Raw genomic sequence first — 21,100 nt, forward strand, 5'->3', positions numbered from 1 at the left:
TGTGCGTCAAGATGAAGACCTTTCATTTGCAACAAAACTTATTATAATAAAAATCTACACTAATATCAAGTTGTTTTTAAAACTATTTCCTTTTTACCTCTTCAAGTAACTCTTCAGTGAAGCTAGCAAAAGCGACAGTCTCAGACTTTTGTTCACCATATTTACGAACATTTACAGCCTTCTCATTAATTTCATTATCTCCAACAACTAGCATATATGGAACCTTTAACATCTGCGCTTCTCGGATTTTATATCCAATTTTTTCATCACGATCATCAAGTTCAACTCTGAAGCCTTCAGCTTGAAGCTTTTCTTGTACATCCTTTGCATAATCAAGATGCACTTCAGGAGATACAGGAATCACTTGTACTTGAACAGGTGCTAACCAAGTTGGGAATGCCCCTTTGTATTCCTCAATTAAGAAGGCCACAAAACGTTCCATTGTTGATACAACACCGCGGTGGATAACTACAGGTCGATGTTGTTTTCCATCCTCACCCACATAAGTTAAATCGAATCGCTCTGGTAGTAGGAAGTCCAACTGTACTGTAGATAGTGTTTCATCCTTACCTAAAGCTGTACGAACTTGAACATCGAGCTTAGGGCCATAGAATGCTGCTTCTCCTTTTGCTTCATAGTACTCTACATCAAGATCATCCATTGCTTCTTTAAGCATCTTTTGAGCCTTTTCCCACATAGCATCATCATCAAAGTATTTTTCTTTATCCTCTGGATCACGATATGAGAGACGGAAACTGTAATTTTCAAGACCAAAGTCTTTATAAACCGCTTGAATTAATTTCACTACACGGATGAATTCGTCTTTAATCTGATCAGGACGAACAAAGATATGTGCATCATTCAAAGTCATACCACGCACACGTTGTAGTCCTGATAATGCACCACTCATTTCATAACGATGCATTAATCCTAATTCCGCAATTCGAATTGGGAGCTTACGATAGCTATGAATATCGTTTTTGTAGATCATCATATGATGTGGGCAGTTCATTGGGCGAAGAACAAGCTCCTCATTATCCATTTCCATCTTCGGAAACATACCGTCTTGATAGTGATCCCAGTGACCAGAAGTTTTATATAAGTCCACACTACCTAGAACTGGAGTGTAAACATGTTGATAACCTAATCTTTCTTCTTTATCTACAATGTAACGCTCAATCACACGGCGAATTGTTGCACCCTTAGGTAGCCATAAAGGTAGCCCTTGACCCACTTTTTGCGAATTAGCAAATAGGCTTAACTCTTTACCTAGCTTACGATGGTCGCGCTCTTTTGCTTCTTCAAGTAAATGTAGATATTCGTCAAGCTCTGCTTTTTTAAAGAAGGCAGTTCCGTAAATACGTTGAAGCATTTTATTTTTACTATCACCACGCCAGTAGGCACCTGCAATGCTTAACAGCTTGAATTCCTTTATCTTTCCAGTAGACGGTACGTGAACTCCACGGCAAAGATCGAAGAAATCTCCTTGCTCGTAAATAGTGACAGTGTCACCTTCTGGGATAGCTCCGATAAGCTCTACCTTTAGGTTATCCTCTATTTGTTCATAGCGGCTTAGAGCTTCTTCTCTGCTAACCTCTTTACGAACGATATCAATATTTTCATTCACTATTTTTTTCATTTCTTTTTCTATCTTAGGAAGATCCTCAGGTGTCAAAGATTCTTCAATATCAATATCATAATAGAAACCATTTTCAATAACTGGACCCACACCTAACTTCACATTTCCATATAGACGTTTAATCGCCTGAGCCATTAAATGTGCAGTACTGTGACGCATTATTTCAAGTGCTTCATCACTATCCTGCGTAATAATGGCTATTTCACCATCTTCATGGATTTCTCTTCGTAAATCAATTTGCTGACCATTTAGCTTTCCAGCTAAGGATTTCTTTTTTAATCCAGGGCTGATAGAAAAAGCGATATCTTCAGTTGTCGTGCCCTTTGGAAACTCCTTTACTGCGCCATCTGGAAATGAGATTTTTACTACTTCTGACATCGTGTTCACTCCTAATTATTTTATTAAAAATAAAAAAACCCGTCCCTATAAAAAGGGACGAGTTGTTTATTCGCGGTTCCACCCTTGTTCCCATTCGGTGAATGATAAGCTCCGAATCTCTTCGTCAGTTTCATTCTTCCGGTACTCACGTATTGGTATACGCTCCGTTCCTTCAGAACTTCACTTCCTCGACCTTCTTGCTTCTCCTTCACCTCACTTCGGTGAATGATAAGCTCCGAATCTCTTCGTCAGTTTCATTCTTCCGGTACTCACGTATTGGTATACGCTCCGTTCCTTCAGAACTTCACTTCCTCGACCTTCTTGCTTCTCCTTCACCTCACTTCGGTGAATGATAAGCTCCGAATCTCTTCGTCAGATAGCTTACATTGCCGTGTGAATGGCTCAAGAATTTGATAACGGTAATTGCCGTCAGTATTTACTGGATTAACCAATGGTTAATGTTCACTACTGAAGTTTAGAGGTGGTAAGTGTATGAATCGTGTTAGGAAGCTTTCAGCCTAGTCTTCCCTCTCTTGCAACCGTTATTTAAACACTCTTGTCCTCGTCATAACTTTTAATTAATATTATATGTAAAGTATTATAGTGTTAATTATAATGGAAATCAAGAGTGCTTTTATATAATTTATATTTTCTTGTGTAACCTTATATGTTGAGCGATTTGAAATTCCTTTTTAGAAAAAATTTGGACGCGCTCCTGAAATATATTCCGAATGGTTTGCACGATACCATGATCCACTTGATTTGTGTATAGGTGAATAACTTCTGGAGCAATTGATACTAAAGGAGCAATAATGGATGAATCGATATGCATTGGATGATTTTGAAACAATTTTCGGTCAACAAATTTCATTAATTCATTTTTTCTTAATTCCGTAAAATGCTCATTGTATATCGTCAATTGGTCACCATGAAGGATATTGACATGCTCCATCTTCGCCATCCGTTCTGACGTAAAGTCTCTTAAAGTTTGAATAAAATTTTGGTATTCTTGCTCTAATTTATACTCATCAATCGAGACTTCTACATAGTGTAAAAGTCTTTCAGTATATTTCCTAAGTCTGAATTTTAAAAATGACTCAAAGGAAAACGAAATAGGCACCACTAAAAATTCTTGTAACGCTTTCATTATCAGCTTTTCTCGAGGAGCTAAATCTGTTGTTGTTGGTATTTCCTCGCGTTCACCTTCAACAATGGAATGTGCTATCTCTAAAATTTGATGCTTTTCTTCATGGTCGCTAAAGTAAAATATATCTTCTAGCATGGACAACATCCAATGATCTTCTTTCGTTTGAATAATAAATCCAGTCAAAACGGGAATGACTAAGGTTTTTATTACCGCTTTATTATGTTTTTTCATTATAATCGATATGATATTTTCCTGATCAAACTTAAGTTCTATGTAATTTATGTTTTGTATTTGTTGTTGTAAGCAAAAGAGTTCATATACTTTTGCTGCATCCAAGGATTCTTGAAAGTAAATTTCAATCAAGTTTGTCCCCCCTTTTCACCGATACCTGTTTTATTTATATGGGGACAAAAGGGATTTTAGAATAAGAATTTCATGTGGCTTGTCATTTAAAAACCTAACCAAACAAAAATAAAGCCGATCGTGTTAACAGATCGACTTTTCGTTAAAATTTTAATTACTTCTACGGTTCTTACCTTTTAACTCCACGGGCTTTGCTAGGTACTTAATTCTTTCCATAATTCTTGCAGCCTTGACTCTTTCTTCCTCTCCTCTTTGAGTGAAAGAAAGGTGGTGTTCTAATTGTGTAAAGTCAAAATTCGAGGTGAAGAATGTCGGTTTGTTCTCTAACATTCGATACTGTAGGATTGCCCCTAAAATATCATCTCTAATCCAACTTGACATTGATTCTGCACCAATGTCATCGAGCATCAACACAGGTGCCATTTTAACAGCCTCTATTTTTTCATTAAACGAAGAGTCTTGTAATGAACCCTTTATTTCTCTCATAAATTCTGGAACATAGATTAACATCGAATGAACATTTCTCTGGGCAAGTTCATTGGCTATTGCACCAAGGATATATGTTTTACCCGTACCAAACGGTCCATGAATAAATAATGCTTTCGAGTTATTGCCATCCTCATAATTCTCTACAAAATCCTGTGCCATTGATATGGCTTTAAATCTTGCTGGATCGTCTAGGTCAATCTGGTCTATTGTCGCCTGTAAAATATCTTTAGGAATATACATACTCTTAATGAGCGACTTAAATTTTGAACGATCATCATAGATAACTTTTCTCGGACAACGATCATATTTCAAGCCAATTATTTTCCCTTCGAGAACGAGGTGAGGGTGATAGCCTTGCAGCATATTCTTACACCCTTCTAGACTTTCACATTGATCACATTCTTTACTTTGATTAATGTATTCATATAGCTTACCTAAGCTACGATTAATCATCTCATCAGTAATATTGTCCTGATGTTCTTCAATAAATGCTAGTATATGAGGATGCTTAAGAACTTCTTGTTTCAAAGTATCAAAGCGATTTTTAAAATTATTATTATTCGTTAGATTTTTAAAAGACTTATTAATCGGCTCCACGTAAACTCACCTCTTCCAAGAGCAGTTAACTTTTGATATTACGTTTTCTTTTTAAAATTTTTAATTCTTTCTTCAAGCTGTTTTTTTTCTAGTTCATACTCATTCGGTTCTGATTTAGCACCATCATTTACTGTTTTGTCATCTTGATCTTGATGTAACCAATCTGGAAGCATCTCAGTCCTAACCGGTTTGCGTTTCGTTGTTTTTGGTTCTTTCTTAGACTGCGCCCAGTTTTGATATTGACGATGTTCTTGCTTAGCTAAGTCAATAGCATCTGTAACTGTAATAATATTCTTCCGAGACCAATGACCTGCAATTTTTTCAACATAGGCTTTAGAAAGCTTCATATCAGTTCGTAGCATAACATAATAGATTAATACATTTACCACTCCGGGGAGTAGCTTTTGCCCAAACATAACGTCTTCTACTATTTGTAAATCGGAAGATGATGGTTCTGCCCCTCCTGATATATCAATTAATAATTTTCTTGGTGATATTGTTTCTAGCTGTTTAATCAGTTCTTCTTCTTTTGTGGAAGGCTCACGATTTACCATCGTTTGATATGGCAATGGCTGAATACTCTCACTAAGTGTAGGTAAATTATCGCCATTTTCGAACTGATACCAGTCTCGAGATGACTTACGAAGCTTTTCAATATCAATTGTTTCATTGTGGTCTAATGCACTCATAACTATATTTTGCATTTCAATTGGATCAATAGTATAAAGAAAGGCTAATTTTTTTATGGCATCTTTCACCTTAGGAGTAATCGACTTTTGCGGAATCATAACTTCAGAGATACCTGCAAAAAACAAATCAAAATTAAAGACATTGTCACTTACAGCAACCTCTGATATGGTTGATCTTTTCACATACTCGCGATTTCGGTCTAGTTGTAGGTTATTATTCATTTCTTCGTTTATCTTTGTCACCATCTCAGAAGCATTAACTGATTGGAAAACCTCATTAAAATTTTTAGTAATTGGCTTGAATTTAGTAGCATCAAGCTCTTCATCCGAGAAAAATCGTTTTAAAGTAGTAAACTTATTTTTTCCGAGCCGATTATATAAATAAACATTAAGGACTCCATCTGTGAAAAAATTTTTCGGGGGCAATGGAGGCTGTAGTTCATATACAAATAAACGAAAATCTTCTTGGTCACTTACAAATGTTTTTAAAAGACCAATTCCCTCAAGTTTCAATCTTTCTTGGTAAATCTCTCGTAAGTTACTTTGCATGATCGCCATAATACTATGATGGGTTGACTCTTCTCCCCATACTCGATTTTGCTCCAGTTCACTCCATAAAGTCATGTAAAGGCTAAAACACTTAGATCCAATTAGCGGTTGATAGAGTAAAGTTAATACTTTTCGATCGTTATCTTGCAATATATCAGACGTACGAACAATATAGCGATCAACGGGAAGTAAATCTTTCCAATGCTGTTCCATCCTTCTCAACTCAACCTTCCGTAATGATTAAAAAGTAATACAAATGTTCTGCATTTAAGATGATAAAAATATTTTTATGCTGTAACCATTTTAAGCCGAGCTTAGCGGGAATAATCGGCAGTAGTTCCTCTTACTAATCTCGCTACGTTTATATGATTAACTGGATGTACATGCTAAAATAAACTTAACTGACACCCCATTAAAAAAAGCAATCCTAACCAAGTGGAATTTTTTCTTTATTTTTCTTTATTAATTAATTCTTTAAGTTCTTCAATGAATACGTTAATATCTTTAAATTGTCTGTAGACAGATGCGAAACGAACATACGCAACTTCGTCAACTTTAGCTAAACGGTCCATTACCATTTCACCAATTTTACCACTAATAATTTCTGAATTACCTTGATTACGTAATTCCTTTTCGACTTCATGTGCAATGTCTTCTAATTGTTTTAAAGAGACCGGTCGTTTTTCACAAGCTTTAATAAGTCCACGTAGCACCTTATCACGACTAAATTCCTCGCGAATCCCTTCCTTTTTAACGACAATTAAAGGAATTTCCTCCACTTTTTCAAACGTTGTAAAACGATATTGGCACTCTTCGCATTCACGTCTGCGCCTAATTGATCGACTTTCATCAACTGGCCGTGAATCAAGTACTCTTGTTCCATTATGTTGACATGTTGGGCATTTCATAGGATCAGCTCCAATCTATACTAAAGGAGTTGGTGAAAGCAAGAGCCTTTACTACCAACTAAAGAAAAGCGCAGGGCGCCCGCCTATTGGCTTATACCATAGAGCCGATTGCGCCCGGAGCTAGACACTAAAACTAGGTTCAAGTTTTTATACTCTCTTATCTTTTAAAGAAAAGCGCAGGGCGCCAGATTATCATTATACATTGTACTATTTTTATCTTATAAGAAAGCTTGTCATACTACAAGTACTTAAACGAAATAGGTATTACTTTATGACTAATTTCGTTTTAATAGAGGGAGAACTGCATCCACTTTTTCATACATTAACAAAGCCAACTTCTTGCTATATCCAAAGTCCATTGGAAGTAATGTAGTTTCTGTTGTAACTGAAAAATCTATTGCTGTTTCAAATGGTCGAACGGATATGATTGTTATTACCATAAATGCTTTACGTCCTTTTGAAACAGATACACTCATTTCGCCATGCTCTTCAGAAAAAGAAGTCAATGAATATCCATCAAGTTGGTTAATTAACCCTCTAACAGCTTCCATCGCCTTTTTACTAGTTGTTTTGTAGTAATGACTTCGTAACAATTCATCTTGATGATTATCACTTGTTTCAGAATGGTTTGATATGTATGTTTGCATACTTTGCTTAAACCCCACATTCCTCACTCCTTTTAAAAAAAAACAAACATTTTATAACCATAATAAAAAGAGGTGTAGTATACACCTCTTACCATTTTAGTCGATTAGTATTTATTTTTAAAGTGCTTTAGCTTGTGCTTGCTTAACTTGTACAGGACCCATGCCACGTGGTAATTCAATATTCTCACGTGTTTGTGCACCTAATGCTTCAGCAATATGATCGGCAGCTATATTAGGATCCATATCACCACATGTATAAACATCAATACTTGCATAGCCGTGCTCAGGAAAGCTGTGAATAGTTAAGTGAGATTCTGAGATAATAACTACACCACTTACTCCTTGTGGTGCAAATTTATGAAACGCTACCTCGCGAACTTCTGCACCTGATTTTAATGCAGCATCTACAAAGATTTTTTCGATTTCTTCCATATTGTTTAATATTTCAAAATTACAACCCCATAATTCAGATATTACATGACGACCCATTGTTTCCATATTCATTTCCCCCTTTAACAATTTTTCTTTCTTCCATGAATCTTACGCATTATGGTCGTGTAATCTACCACGGGGGAAAGTTAGTCCAGAGAGGTCCTAACCCTTTAAGTAGGAACATTACCGAGCGTTTAAGTTCACGAAAAATAGTATACTTTGTTTACAGTGTATTTGCAACACACTTTTCAAATATTTTCTTTAAGTTAAAGGGTTTATCACAGTGTTTCAGTATCTACTCTTCCCCGTTAGACACTATTTACCCTCTTTGAATAAAATTAAAACGAGAAAAAATTTCCACGTTAAAAACGCTTATCTCACGAGATAAGCGCTTAATGTTTTTTTAAGTTCTTGAGTTTCGCACCTAGCAACAACGCGATTTATCCCATATTTTAATCGGAACAAAAAACAAGAAAGTCCGCAAGAACACAAGGTTTTTGGTATGATAAAGGTACCTTACCAAATCCCAGTGATAGTTAAAATAAGAGGAGATTTTCCGGTTAAACTGCGTAATAATGCTTGGTTCAGGGTATATAAGCGGAGGTTTTCCGCTTATGCAATGCAAAATGATCCTTTTTGACGTTTTTTGTGTAAATAGTCGGAATCCTTCCGTCTATTTAAGCTATTTTAAGTGCTATTTCGTAATTAAGAGAAATTTCTCCGCTTATTTATTAAACCATGCTGATTCCCTCATCTCTTGGTCCTTGAGGGTTCGCTCTGAGGTCAAACAGTATTTTAAGTTTGGAAAGTGTCATTCCCAGGATTTTGACGCCCAAATTAGCCATGTGACCACCACCTATATCCTCTAAGTGTTTCTTGCCTATTTTCGCAGGGTCAATGATTACGAGACACTTGGAGGCCTATTTGAACATGACAAAGACGAGATGATTGAAAAAAATTTAGCCCAAAGGTTATGGGGTATGTTCGAGGAGCTTCTGCAGGTAGTGATCACGGCAGGTAGCAGACTCTGGAACGGTCGACATCAAAGAGTTCCAAAACTCCCCAGAATATCAATTTCTAAAGGGAGCTATTTGAAGACTCATTTTTAGGTAAGCAATTATTTCAAATTTCAAGAGGATAAAGCTGCATAGGCAATTAAAATGGAATAATAGACAAGCCTTATATAACAAGGGTTTAGGAAGGATTATGAGTTAGAAAACCCTGTTTATTAAGGGTGCGAAACTCAAGTTAAGTTAAACAAAAATTCATCCAACTCTTACTTCCGACATTTGAAACATATGCGCTCCCACACGCTTTGCTAAATCAACCACTCGACATGAATAACCCCATTCATTGTCATACCAAGCTAGTACTTTAACCTTTCGATTGCCAATTACCATTGTAGATAAACCATCAATAATTGATGAATGCGGATTTGTATTAAAGTCAATTGATACTAAAGGTTCAGTTGTAAACTGTATAATACCTTTAAATGTTCCATTTGCTGCATTTTCAAATGCCTCATTAATATCATCAATTGTTACATCACATTTTAGATCGACTACTAAGTCAACTAACGATACATTTGGTGTTGGAACACGGAGAGCCATCCCATGTAATTTCCCTTTTAACCCCGGTAAGACCAAGGACAAGGCTTTTGCTGCACCAGTGGATGTTGGGATAATTGACTGTGCGCATGACCTTGCTCTTCTTAGGTCCTTATGAGGGTTATCTATATTGTTTTGATCATTTGTATATGCGTGTACTGTTGTCATAAGACCATTTTCAATTCCAAATTGGTCATCTAATACCTTAGCGACTGGTGCCAGGCAATTAGTCGTACAAGAGGCATTTGATATAACATTATGAATGTCAGCATTAAACTCATGATCATTAACACCCATTACGATTGTTATATCTTCACTTTTACCAGGCGCTGTTAAAATAACTTTTCTTGCACCTGAATCTAAGTGCAAACTCGCTTTTTCTTTTGAATTAAACTTACCAGTAGCTTCTATCACTATGTCAATGTTTAATTTTTTCCAAGGAAGTTGTAGGGGATCTCGAGAATTTAAAAGTTGAATACGCTTACCATTAACAACAATAGCATCATCTTCCGCAATTACATCGCCATCAAATTTTCCATGGTTAGTATCATATTTAATTAAATGCGCTAGCGTTTCCGCAGGGTAACTTGCATTAATGGCTACCACATCTAAGTCATTTTCTAAAATTGCTTTTCTAAATACCATTCTACCAATTCGTCCAAATCCATTAATAGCGATTCTTGGGTTCATAATAATTTCTCCTTCCAAGATATATGTTATACTCTTTACAAGATCTTTGTGTAATTAGTATAACATAATTCGCCAAAAATGTGATGGTTAAATTGCACATTTTCTTAATGTTGAATAATTCCGATATTATTTTAATGGTTTCTTCTTAAAGGAACTTGCTTATACCTTAGAGACGGGTAGCGCCGAGAGCTAGACACCAAAACTTAGCATTTTATGCTTTCACATATAAATTCTAAAAATAAAAAATCCGAGCAGACAGTAAGCTAATTTGCGCCTACAATCACTCGAATTTCGTTAAATTACATCGATGACTTTCCATTCATGTAATAGATCTAAAAGCTGTTCCTTTGTTTCTTGGATTGAACCATTATTATCAATGATAGCATCGGCTAAAGCAATTTTTTGATCAAGTGGTAGTTGCGATGCAATTCGTGCCTCTGCCTCCTCTACAGTCAACCCATTTCTAGCCTTGAGCCTTGTAAGTTGAATATCTTTATTCACATAAACCAAAACTGTTTTCTCAACCATATACGTTAGCTGACTTTCAAATAATAAAGGAATATCAAGGATAACTGCTTTTGATCCATGTTTAACATGTTGATCCATTTGATCAAGCATTTCCTTTCGAACTGCAGGGTGTACAATATTATTTAAAATATTGCGCTTTTCTTTGTTATTAAAAATAATAGATCCTAGCATGGGGCGATTAATTTTCTGGTCGGTAAGAATTATTTCCTCCCCAAAAGCGTTTACGATTTCTTTATATGCTGGTGTCCCTACTTCAACTACTTGGTGGGCAATTTTATCAGCATCAATTACAGCAAGTCCAAAATCAATTAACATCTTAGAAACTGTACTTTTTCCACTTGCAATACCACCCGTTAGTCCAATAACTAATGCCACTTATGATTCGTCTCCTTTTTAGGGAATCTTGTATAATTTTTTTACTAAAATTTCCAAACGCCAATTACAATTAATAAGATACCAGGGATAAATGAAAACTTTTGTACCCATTTGAGTTCGGAAAATAAACGACCACTTTTAATTCCCAATGTTACAAATAGTGAACTCATTAAAGCTACAAAAAGAGCCATTAACCATGGTGAATAACCCAATAATGCCGCACCGACTCCTGCGCCAAATGCGTCTAAGGAGAGTGCTAGACCTAACATGAATGCCTCAATCCCTGTAATTGTCCCGGATTTATCAAAGTCAGCTACCAATGGTTTGCGCAAAATATTGATTACTACACCTAAAGATTTAATTTCAAAGTTGATCAAGATCTTTTCTTCATTTTGTTCTGATGACTGTTTTGATGGACGAAAAAATTGTAATAAAACCCATGCACCAATTAACACTAAAACCAATCCACCGATTTTATCCGCAGCATCTGGTGATATAACCGTCGCAATTGTGTTACCAACCCCCATTGCCAGTAGTAATGTAAGAGCCGAACAACTAGCAATAATTATAATTGATTTAAACGGAATTTGCATTTTACGCAGTCCATATGTGAAACCCACACTAAAACTATCCAAGCTAACAGCAAATGCTAAAAGAACTAAAGACAAATATTGAACCATTCAGGAAGCTCCTCCCTATCAATCGCTACGATAGTATATGGAAGAAGCCTATCCTGTGTGATAACAAGAAAAGCGAAAGGCGCGCCCGGAGCTAGACATCTAAACTAGGTACAAAAATTTAAAAAATGTGCAGGATGCCTGCCTAGCCTCTTAACATTCGTTCAGACTTAACAATTACTTCTTTTTTTGACAGTGGGGACAAAAGTGTGTTCCTCTCCCACCTACCACGATTTTTTCAAGTGCTGTTCCACATGACTTACAAGGCTCACCTTTCCTCCCATAAACAAACAATTCAAGTTGGAACATCCCCATTTCCCCCTGCGTATTAACATACGATCTAATAGTACTACCCCCTTTATTTACAGCCTCCTGTAATGTATTAACGATTTCCTCATAAAGCCTCTTTATTTCTTTTGGCTTTAAGGTGTTAGCTTCTCTTTCAGGATGAATTCCCGATCTAAAAAGAGCTTCGTCTACATAAATATTGCCGAGCCCCACAACAATTTTTTGATCCAGTAAAGCAACCTTTATTTTACGATTTGTTTTCATTAAGTTGTTCCTTAATGTCTTCTCAGTAAAGTGATCTGAAAACGGTTCAGGTCCAAGTTGGGAAAGTGGTAACTCACTTTCTTCTAATCCAGTTGTAAAAAGGTGCATTGTTCCAAACTTTCTTACGTCCCGATATCTAAGTTCAGTTCCATCAGTAAAAGAAAACAACACATGAGTATGTTTATCATATGGCTCGGATTCTTCATACAAACCGTACCTACCTTCCATTCTTAAATGGGAAACAAGGACATAGTCATCTAACATTAGTTTTAAAAATTTTCCTCTTCTTTCAATCCCGTTTATTTTTTGCCCTTTTAGTGCATCAATAAATTGTTCTACATTATCAGGTTTTTTTACGATTTTCGGCCAAAGAACTGTAACTTCTCGTATTGTCTTACCAATTACTAATTGTGCAAGGGTGCGTTTTACTGTTTCAACCTCTGGTAGTTCTGGCATTTGGCTTTTCATCCCCTTCTTTTAATAAGACCTTAACTTTTACGTATCATAAAGTGAGGGTCAGCATAAAGGTTAAATAAGCTAACATTTTCTAGGAGATTATTTCGCATCATACCAAGTCGCTCCAAATGAGTAATCAACCTTTAACGGCACATTAAGTGTAACCGCATGTTCCATAACCTCAGGAACAAGTTTTTCTAAAATTTCAATTTCATTTTTAGGCGCCTCAAATATCAGTTCATCATGTACCTGTAGTAAAAGTTTAGTTTGGAGTTTTTCCTTTTTCAATCTGGTAGCCATATCAATCATTGCTTTTTTTATGATATCTGCAGCACTTCCCTGGATTGGTGTATTCATTGCTGTTCTTTCTGCAAAGCTACGGATATTGAAGTTACGACTTGTTATCTCTGGAATATACCTGCGACGCTGTAACAATGTTGATACATATCCTTTTTGCTTGGCATCCTGAATAATTTCATCCATATACTCCTTAACACCAGGGAAACTCTCTAAATATCGCTCTATAAATTGTCCTGCTTCCTTTCTCGTAATCCCAAGACTTTGCGATAACCCGTAGTCACTAATTCCATAAACAATACCGAAGTTCACAGCTTTTGCTTGGCGTCTCATGTTAGAGGTTACTTCGTTTTCGGCAACATGAAAAACGTCCATCGCTGTTTTCGTGTGTATATCTAAATCATTATTGAATGCATGAATCAAGTTTTCATCATTGGCAATATGCGCAAGTACCCTAAGCTCAATTTGTGAATAGTCAGCTGCAAAAATAACCCAATCATCCTCTGTCGGTATAAATGTTTGTCTTATCTTTCTTCCTTCATCAAGTCGAATCGGAATATTTTGTAGGTTTGGATCTATTGAACTCAAACGCCCCGTTTGAGTTAAAGCTTGGTTAAAACGAGTATGTATTCTACACGTATCTTCATGCACGACTTTTAAAAGGCCTTCTATATAGGTAGATTGAAGCTTACCAAGTTGGCGATAATGTAATATATGCTGTATGATCTCATGCTTATCAGCTAGTTTTTCTAAAACCTCAGCAGACGTCGAATATCCTGTTTTCGTCTTTTTGACAGGAGGTAAGTTTAATTTTTCAAATAGTATTACACCAAGTTGTTTTGGCGAATTAATGTTGAATTTTTCACCAGCACCTTCATGAATCTTTTGTTCTAGTGAGTTTAGTTTCTCTTTTAATTCAATGCCCATTGCTTTTAAACGTTTAACATCAACTTTTATCCCAACGGCTTCCATTTCAGCGAGAATGAGTGATAATGGCATCTCTAGCTCTGTAAATAACTCATATTGTTCGTTTTGTTTTAAATCTACTTCAAAAGCTTCTTTAAGATTATGTAATGCGACAGCTTCTCTTATGAGATGTTCAGCCAAAATCTCTTGGCTCGGTATAGATTGTTTCGCACCCTTTCCGTAAACTGCTTCATCTGGTTGAATATTTGTATAGCCCTTTGCCTTTGCAATTGAAGCAATATCAACCGTTCCGTCAGATGGATCTAGTACATAAGCTGCAATCAAGCAGTCAAAGTCAACTCCCACTAAGTGTATCCCTTTCCAACTTAATCCAACGATCGCCCGCTTAGCATCAAAAACAGTCTTTTTATAATTTTCATCCTCAGCCCATTTTTTAAATAGATCAGATTGCAATGCAATGTCTGTTGGAATAAAGAAATTGTCCTGCTCATTTACGATCGCAAAACCGAGAATATCTGCTTGGTGATAATTATCTTCAAGCATTTCGACAATTAATGTTGAATCCTTAGCAAGTATTTCCTCAGTAACCTCGTAGACAATAGTAAAACTAATATCCTCTAAAGGAATTTCTTCATCTTGGGCAGATTCCCCTAGCTTGTCTAATAATGAATTAAAGCCTAGTTCTTTAAAGATGCCCGTTAGTTTCTTTGCATCATAACCCTCATATATCATTTTTTCTAACGTAATCTCAATTGGAGCTTCTCTGAAAATCGTAGCCAATTCTTTACTTATAATCGCTTGCTCTTTGTTTTCCTCCAACTTTTCTTTTAGTTTATTTCCACTAACCTGGTCGATAGACTCAAATAAATTTTCTAATGTCCTAAACTCTTTAAGTAGTTTTAGAGCAGTCTTCTCTCCAACTCCTGGTACACCTGGAATATTATCGGAGTTGTCCCCCATTAACCCTTTCATATCAATAATTTGTTCAGGACTAATTCCGTATTTCTCCATTATAAAATCTGGAGTATAGGAATCAACTTCTGTAATACCTTTTTTTGTAATATCAACTGTTACCGCTTCTGATGCTAATTGAGTTAAATCTTTGTCACCAGAAATAACCTTTACTGTATAACCCTTTTTATCGGCTTGCGTTGATAATGTTCCAATAATATCATCAGCTTCATAATTCACTAACTCATACCTTGGAATATTGTAAGCATCTAATAACTCTCTTAAAAACGGAAATTGTTCCGATAGCTCCGGTGGTGTTTTCTGACGTCCACCTTTATATTCGCTAAATGTTTTATGTCTAAAAGTCGTTTTCCCTGCGTCAAATGCTACAAGGATATGCGTTGGCTTTTCATCCTCTAAAATCCTCATCAGCATCATCGTAAAACCGTAAATTGCATTTGTATGTACACCTTTATCATTACTTAACAAAGGCAATGCAAAAAACGCTCGGTAAGCAATACTATTTCCATCTATTAATACTATCTTTTTAGTCATCTAAACCCCTCCCATTTCTGCATTTACAAAAAGTAAAAGCACTATTTTCCTATTTTCTATTTTATCATGAGATAGAACAGAAAGGAAAATAGTGCAGTTAGGCTGATACTAGATTATTTATTTGTTATTCAGTATAGCCCATTAACATTCTTGCATATGGTGAATCAGCAGGTAATATAATTACAGTTTCCCCATCAATCGTACGCTTGTAAGATTCTAAGGTACGGTATAAACTATAAAATTCACCATCTTGAGCAAAGGTATTATTGTAGACCCTGGCAGCTTCTCCCTCACCTTCACCACGAATAATTTCCGCATCCGCTTGGGCTTTAGCAAGTAATTCTTTTACTTCTCTGTCTGTGTTTGCTATAATTCTATTTTTTTCAGCGTCTCCCATTGACAAATACTCTTGAGCCTTTGATTCACGTTCAGAGATCATACGTGTGAACACTGATTGCTCATTTTCTTCTGGTAAATCCGTTCGCTTCATACGAATATCTGTAACAGATATTCCGTAATTATCAGCACTTATTAACTCATTAACCTTTTGTGTCACACGGTCATTCAAACTACCCCTTGAAGACTTTTCATCGTTAATTATTTCATCATAGTTCAACTGACCTAATTCTGCACGAAGAGCTGAATAAACGAATTCCTCTAGCTTTGCTTCAGCATTTTCAACAGTACGGGTATTGGCAATCATTTTTTTCGGATCCTCGACACGCCAAACAGCATAATTGTCAATTATTATTCTTTTCTTATCTTTCGTGTTTATTTCTGCTTCTTCTACATCATATACCATTTGAAATTTCGGCAATGTTGTTACAGATTGAATAAATGGAATTTTATAAGTAAGACCCGGTTCAGAAACGATTCTAACAACTTCACCAAATTGACGAACAACTTTATACTCGCCCTCTTTAACAATAAATAAATTCATTAGTAAAGTAACAAGTAGCGCTAAAATGATAACTAAAAATATACCGCCCTTTGTGTATTTCTTCCAATCATTTTGTTTTCTATCATTCATGTCAATTACATTTTCATCAGTCATTAATTTCCACTCCCTTCCTGCGTAACCGGAGGTGTTTGTTTCTGATCAAGAGGTCTAAGAGGTAAATATTTCATTGTATTACCTTCATCTTTCATAATATAAATTTCAGTTCCTGGTAATACTTGATCTAATGTTTCTAAAACCAAACGTTGTCTTGTAATTTCCGGTGAATTTTTATACTCTTGGTATAAAGCGTTAAATTTCGCAACATCACCACGTGCTATTTCGATTCGGGCTGCTTTATCACCTTGTGCCCTCGAAATAAGTGCATCCTTTTCACCTTCTGCTTCTTGCGTTCGTTTATTTCTATATTTATTCGCTTCATTAATTTTCGTATTCATTGTTTCACGTGCGTCTGTAACATTTGTGAATGCTTTTCTAACATCTTCATTTGGAAGCTCAACATCCTGTAGTTTTACTGCAGTAATTGAGATTCCAATATCATATCTATCTATTAACTGGATTAAGAGATCTCGTACTTCAGCCTCAATCTGTGCTTTTCCTGAGGTTAATGCATCATCAATTTTTGTACTACCAATAATACTTCTTAGTGCTGCAGATGTTCCGTTATAAAGTATTAGTTCTGGATCCTCTGAATTATATAAAAAACTGCCTGGGTCAGTAATCTTCCATTGAACTACTAAGTCTGCCAATACGATATTCTCATCACCAGTGATCATTTTTGTCTCATCTGGAAACTCAACTACTTGACCGTCTTTTTGTTCATATCCAAACTGTAAACTAAAGGTTTCTTTAGATAACTTTTCAACATCTTGAATAGGCCAAGGCATCTTAAAATGTAGTCCTGGTTCACTTATCCCCTCATTAACTTTACCAAATGTTAAAATAACCGCTTGCTCGGATTCGTCAACAGTATACCAAGAAGTCAATGCAGTAACACCTAGTAGTAAAACTACGACTGATAATCCAGCTATTGAATATATGCGTTTCAGGCTTATCATGTTGTTATCCCCCTCTTTATTATTCTCTAAATCTATATACGAATGATAACATGAAAAGTTACAAAAACTTTAACTTTAAATTATTTACTCATTAAAAACAACCCACAAACTGTGAGTTATTTTTAATGAGTAAATTGTTCCTTGGATGAAGGGGTCTTCATCTATTATTATACAATTTGATTATTAAGGAAAATTAACTCTTTTGTAAACAAATTGTAAACACCTTAGTTAAGCAATTTATTTTTTTAGCTTAACGATAAATGTTGTCCCCTTACCAAGTTCACTTTTAACTGTGATAGTACCCTGATGTGCTTCTATTAAATGTTTAACAATCGCTAAACCTAACCCAGTTCCACCAGAATTTCTACTCCTTGCTTTATCAATACGATAAAACCGCTCAAATATTCGTGTGATTTCGTCCTCACTTATTCCAATACCAGTGTCTGATACCGAAATTTCCACAGAGTTTTCCAGATCAATTACTTCTATTAGCACCTGACCTTCAATGGGAGTGTAGGCAATCCCATTGTTAATTAAGTTGATAAAGACCTGCTTTATTCGATATAAGTCACCAGGAATAGACACTGATTCATTTTGACTATCAAAACGTAATGTTATTTGTTTATCATCTGCCTTACCTTTAAGCATAAAAATTGCTTCTTGTATTGTTTCAATTACATTTACCTTTTGAATATTTAATTGAAAGCCTTGCTGTTCCGTTTTTGATAAATCTAATAAATCTTGAATGAGACTCTGTAAACGATCACTTTCCTTAAGTATAATTGAAAGGAAATTTTCTAATGTTTGTTCATCTTTCATTGCCCCATCTAATAATGTTTCTGAAAAACCTTTAATTGAAGTTATCGGTGTTTTAAGCTCATGGGATACATTTGCTACAAAGTCTTTTCTCATTTGCTCCAGCCTTTTTAGTTCAGTAATATCATGAAAAACAAGGACAACACCTTTCCATTCATCATTCGTCCCTATGATCGGCGCTCCATATACCTCAAAATGGCGTCGTTCAATATTTAGCGAAAGTACCAATTGCCTTCGGACTTTTTCCTCTGTCAGGAATACCTCTTCGACTATCGAATTTATTGATTTGTGTGGTATAGCCTCATAATAGATACGATATAAATAATCAGTTGGATCAATATCAAATAGTTCCTTGTAAGCAATATTTATGAGATTAATATAGCCTCTGCTATCAATTAGGATTAGTCCACTACCCATATTTTCAATTAACGTGCGAAGTCTGTCCTGCTGCATTTCATGAGCCTTTGTCATGTCTTGGAGGTTTCTTGCCAGAATGTTAATTGATTGACTGAGTGCACTCGTTTCGTCAGCATGTGCTTCATAGGTTCTCGCCTTATAATTCCCTTTCGCTAATTCAATTGCTACTTTTGTAGCAGCTTCAATTGGCTTTGTATACTGGGAAGTGATTCTAATACCAAGCAGTAGTATAACAATAAAGGCAACTCCTAGACTACTAATGAGCAATACCCAAATTTGTCCGTTTACCTTCCTTAAAGAATCAACTGGGGAACTTAATACAACATAGCCATCAATTGTTTCGCCTTTTATGAGTGGAACTCCATAATAATACATATCATATTCAGCTTCAATTAGATGAAAGTCTTTTGCATCATTTAAATAGTTTTTTACAATGTTTTTAATTTGTATTTCATGAATAGCATCACTTTCATTATTACTTCCATCTGTATCATAAAGTATAGCTCCCTCACGATCTATTATCGTTATACGAGATTGCAATGCCTCTTTTATTCTTTTCATCCTATCGGGAATAGAAATCCTTGATTGTTCACCTTCTGTTACATAAATTGCGACTAAGTTAGCTTCTTTCTCCATTCTCTGATTGAAAGTATTTAAATAAAAGCTTTTAAACATTTGACCAAGTAATAGTCCTAAGCCTACTAATACGATTATTATTAATGTAATAAGTGCAAAAAGAAGGCGTGAACGAAACCTATTCATTCACTTTTCGCTCCTCTAATTTGTAACCCAAACCTCTAATCGTCTTGATATACACAGGTTTCTTAGAATTATTCTCCATCTTCTCTCGCAGGTGACTAATATGTACATCAACTATTCTTGTATCCCCAGCAAAATCATAATTCCACACAGCACTCAATAACAGATCTCTTGTTAAAACTCTGCCTTTATTTCTAGCCAAATAAAGAAGTAGTTCAAACTCTTTTGGTGTTAATTCCAATCTCTCATCACTAGAATATGCTTCGTAACGATCAGGCAATATTTTTATATGCCCTATTACAATTTGTTCAGAATCATCCTCGCTCACTTTTTCTACTTGTAAATTAGTTCTACGTAAAATGGCTTTGACTCTAGCCACAACCTCTCTGGGACTAAAAGGCTTTGTCATATAATCATCAGCACCAAGTTCTAATCCTAGTACTTTATCAAATTCATCATCTTTTGCTGTTAACATTAAAATTGGGGTCGAAATTTTATGTTGGCGTAGCTTCTTACATACTTCAATTCCATCCATTTTTGGCAACATTAAGTCCAAAACCATAATATCAGGCTGCTCACTCATTGCGGCATTGAACCCGGCTTCACCATCCATAGCAGTAATAACCTCAAATCCTGCTTGCTCTAGAATGTACTGAAGTAATGTTAAAATTGATTGTTCGTCATCCACTACTAACACTTTTATACTCATAAATTCCTCCAACAAAATATAGTAAAACCCCTTCATCCAGTTATTATATTTCACTTTAATTATATACATAATTGTCGGATCATACCAACACATTATTCTCTCAACCTACTCATCCTGTCCCTTCGTCGTAAGCATGAGAGGGAAGTCAACTAACACCTAAGGCTCTTTAGCTAGACGAAGTGGACATAGACTAAATTTAATAGACAACTTTAAAATACTCTAAATTCCTAACAATAAAGAAAACTCGCCGAGTGGCGAGCAAGAAGGGCGAAGACAGAGGCGTAGTTGCCCTTATGCGTTTTAGAATTTATGGATATAAATTCTAAATTAGCTAAAGAATAGGAGTTTCCCACTCTTGGTACTTACATGATATCAAAAGTTTTCTAAAGCATTCCCATCCATTGGTTGTAACCTGTGTGGTGGGCAAACAGTTAACTTTCCCTCAATCACATTCTCATTTTGTTCATTAGTTGCTTTTACAGATATCTCTATTGTATGCTTTTCACGATCTACACTAATTATTTCAAATAGGAATTGAACGGTTCCATAATGATATACAGGCTTAGCAAAATCAATACTTTGTGACAAAATGTGGCTACCAGGACCTGGCAAATATTTCGAAATTGCAGATGTAATTATCCCCGTTAACATAACACTTGGCACAATTGGCTTTTTAAAAGGAGTTTGTGAAGCATAATCATGTTGAATGTATAAAGGATTTGCATCATTCGTTAATCCTAAATATAATAGCAAATCTTTGTCTTCAATTTTTTCCGTTAAACTAAGCTTTTCACCGGTTGTCATTTCTTCGATACTTCTACCAAGTTTCCGCTTTTTTCCTAGTAACATGTAATGAACACCTCCGCTACATTTGAAAACGTTTACATTTTTAGATAAGAAAAGCGCAGGGCGCTCGCCTATCGGCGACAA

The 21,100-nt window shown here is 35.6% G+C and carries 17 protein-coding genes and 1 pseudogene; 1 reads left to right on the plus strand and 17 read right to left on the minus strand.

The annotated features are described in order from the left end of the window. Window positions 1–82 precede the first annotated feature (82 nt). From thrS to speD, 7 genes are all read right to left on the minus strand, one after another. Window positions 83–2,017: a threonine--tRNA ligase gene (thrS, locus tag PY093_RS12390; RefSeq protein WP_275646184.1), complete on the minus strand. Its 1,935-nt coding sequence runs from the start codon at window positions 2,015–2,017 to the stop codon at window positions 83–85. A gap of 643 nt (window positions 2,018–2,660) precedes the next feature. Continuing rightward, a complete protein-coding gene (gene ytxC / locus PY093_RS12395; protein WP_275646185.1) occupies window positions 2,661–3,527 on the minus strand; it encodes a putative sporulation protein YtxC in 867 nt (288 codons plus the stop codon). Between the two features lie 150 nt (window positions 3,528–3,677). Beyond that, window positions 3,678–4,613, minus strand: coding sequence for a primosomal protein DnaI (gene dnaI, locus PY093_RS12400; protein WP_275646186.1), 936 nt, complete (start codon window positions 4,611–4,613; stop codon window positions 3,678–3,680). 38 nt (window positions 4,614–4,651) lie between these two features. Continuing rightward, window positions 4,652–6,064, minus strand: coding sequence for a replication initiation and membrane attachment family protein (locus PY093_RS12405; protein WP_275646187.1), 1,413 nt, complete (start codon window positions 6,062–6,064; stop codon window positions 4,652–4,654). 236 nt (window positions 6,065–6,300) lie between these two features. Further along, window positions 6,301–6,759, minus strand: coding sequence for a transcriptional regulator NrdR (gene nrdR, locus PY093_RS12410; RefSeq protein ID WP_275646188.1), 459 nt, complete (start codon window positions 6,757–6,759; stop codon window positions 6,301–6,303). A 275-nt stretch (window positions 6,760–7,034) separates the two neighbouring features. Then, window positions 7,035–7,424, minus strand: a complete 390-nt coding sequence (locus tag PY093_RS12415; protein WP_275646189.1) for a cytosolic protein — start codon at window positions 7,422–7,424, stop codon at window positions 7,035–7,037. Window positions 7,425–7,523: 99 nt separating this feature from the next. Continuing rightward, a complete protein-coding gene (gene speD / locus PY093_RS12420) occupies window positions 7,524–7,904 on the minus strand; it encodes an adenosylmethionine decarboxylase (RefSeq protein ID WP_275646190.1) in 381 nt (126 codons plus the stop codon). A gap of 728 nt (window positions 7,905–8,632) precedes the next feature. On the opposite strand from speD, the pseudogene PY093_RS21430 reads away from it, so the two are divergent. Further along, window positions 8,633–8,979, plus strand: a pseudogene (locus PY093_RS21430) (IS4 family transposase); the annotation flags it as partial. 124 nt (window positions 8,980–9,103) lie between these two features. Here PY093_RS21430 and PY093_RS12425 read toward each other — a convergent pair. From PY093_RS12425 to PY093_RS12470, 10 genes are all read right to left on the minus strand, one after another. Further along, the gene (locus PY093_RS12425; RefSeq protein WP_275646191.1) at window positions 9,104–10,135 is read right to left on the minus strand and encodes a glyceraldehyde-3-phosphate dehydrogenase; all 1,032 of its coding nucleotides are present in this window, start codon (window positions 10,133–10,135) and stop codon (window positions 9,104–9,106) included. Between the two features lie 294 nt (window positions 10,136–10,429). Further along, entirely contained in the window at window positions 10,430–11,038 is a 609-nt protein-coding gene (gene coaE, locus PY093_RS12430; protein ID WP_275646192.1) for a dephospho-CoA kinase, read from the minus strand. A gap of 44 nt (window positions 11,039–11,082) precedes the next feature. Then, window positions 11,083–11,718, minus strand: coding sequence for a sporulation membrane protein YtaF (ytaF, locus tag PY093_RS12435; protein WP_275646193.1), 636 nt, complete (start codon window positions 11,716–11,718; stop codon window positions 11,083–11,085). A 174-nt stretch (window positions 11,719–11,892) separates the two neighbouring features. Continuing rightward, a complete protein-coding gene (gene mutM / locus PY093_RS12440; protein WP_275646194.1) occupies window positions 11,893–12,723 on the minus strand; it encodes a DNA-formamidopyrimidine glycosylase in 831 nt (276 codons plus the stop codon). Between the two features lie 99 nt (window positions 12,724–12,822). Beyond that, a complete protein-coding gene (gene polA, locus PY093_RS12445) occupies window positions 12,823–15,453 on the minus strand; it encodes a DNA polymerase I (RefSeq protein ID WP_275646195.1) in 2,631 nt (876 codons plus the stop codon). A 124-nt stretch (window positions 15,454–15,577) separates the two neighbouring features. Continuing rightward, a complete protein-coding gene (gene hflC / locus PY093_RS12450) occupies window positions 15,578–16,507 on the minus strand; it encodes a protease modulator HflC (protein WP_275646196.1) in 930 nt (309 codons plus the stop codon). Continuing rightward, on the minus strand, window positions 16,507–17,469 hold the full coding sequence (gene hflK, locus PY093_RS12455; protein WP_275646197.1) for an FtsH protease activity modulator HflK: 963 nt from the start codon (window positions 17,467–17,469) through the stop codon (window positions 16,507–16,509). Before hflK ends, hflC begins: the two co-directional genes overlap by 1 nt. Before the next feature lie 237 nt (window positions 17,470–17,706). Continuing rightward, window positions 17,707–19,464, minus strand: a complete 1,758-nt coding sequence (gene pnpS / locus PY093_RS12460; RefSeq protein ID WP_275646198.1) for a two-component system histidine kinase PnpS — start codon at window positions 19,462–19,464, stop codon at window positions 17,707–17,709. After that, window positions 19,457–20,170 (minus strand): response regulator transcription factor, encoded by a 714-nt coding sequence (locus tag PY093_RS12465; protein WP_275646199.1) that lies wholly within the window; start codon window positions 20,168–20,170, stop codon window positions 19,457–19,459. The genes pnpS and PY093_RS12465 overlap by 8 nt, the downstream gene beginning before the upstream one ends. Window positions 20,171–20,542: 372 nt before the next feature. Further along, window positions 20,543–21,019: a MaoC/PaaZ C-terminal domain-containing protein gene (locus tag PY093_RS12470; protein WP_275646200.1), complete on the minus strand. Its 477-nt coding sequence runs from the start codon at window positions 21,017–21,019 to the stop codon at window positions 20,543–20,545. Window positions 21,020–21,100: the final 81 nt, after the last annotated feature.

It is taken from the genome of Cytobacillus sp. S13-E01, assembly GCF_029193815.1.
Taxonomy (GTDB): Bacteria; Bacillota; Bacilli; order Bacillales; family Bacillaceae_L; genus Bacillus_BV.

Bases quoted from the DNA above. Each gene is read 5' to 3' on its own strand.
- thrS (WP_275646184.1), bottom strand. From the start codon at position 2,017: ATGTCAGAAGTAGTAAAAATCTCATTTCCAGATGGCGCAGTAAAGGAG.
- PY093_RS12405 (WP_275646187.1), bottom strand. From the start codon at position 6,064: ATGGAACAGCATTGGAAAGATTTACTTCCCGTTGATCGCTATATTGTT.
- nrdR (WP_275646188.1), bottom strand. From the start codon at position 6,759: ATGAAATGCCCAACATGTCAACATAATGGAACAAGAGTACTTGATTCA.
- speD (WP_275646190.1), bottom strand. From the start codon at position 7,904: ATGGAAACAATGGGTCGTCATGTAATATCTGAATTATGGGGTTGTAAT.
- PY093_RS12425 (WP_275646191.1), bottom strand. From the start codon at position 10,135: ATGAACCCAAGAATCGCTATTAATGGATTTGGACGAATTGGTAGAATG.
- ytaF (WP_275646193.1), bottom strand. From the start codon at position 11,718: ATGGTTCAATATTTGTCTTTAGTTCTTTTAGCATTTGCTGTTAGCTTG.
- mutM (WP_275646194.1), bottom strand. From the start codon at position 12,723: ATGCCAGAACTACCAGAGGTTGAAACAGTAAAACGCACCCTTGCACAA.
- polA (WP_275646195.1), bottom strand. From the start codon at position 15,453: ATGACTAAAAAGATAGTATTAATAGATGGAAATAGTATTGCTTACCGA.
- hflC (WP_275646196.1), bottom strand. From the start codon at position 16,507: ATGACTGATGAAAATGTAATTGACATGAATGATAGAAAACAAAATGAT.
- hflK (WP_275646197.1), bottom strand. From the start codon at position 17,469: ATGATAAGCCTGAAACGCATATATTCAATAGCTGGATTATCAGTCGTA.
- pnpS (WP_275646198.1), bottom strand. From the start codon at position 19,464: ATGAATAGGTTTCGTTCACGCCTTCTTTTTGCACTTATTACATTAATA.
- PY093_RS12465 (WP_275646199.1), bottom strand. From the start codon at position 20,170: ATGAGTATAAAAGTGTTAGTAGTGGATGACGAACAATCAATTTTAACA.
- PY093_RS12470 (WP_275646200.1), bottom strand. From the start codon at position 21,019: ATGTTACTAGGAAAAAAGCGGAAACTTGGTAGAAGTATCGAAGAAATG.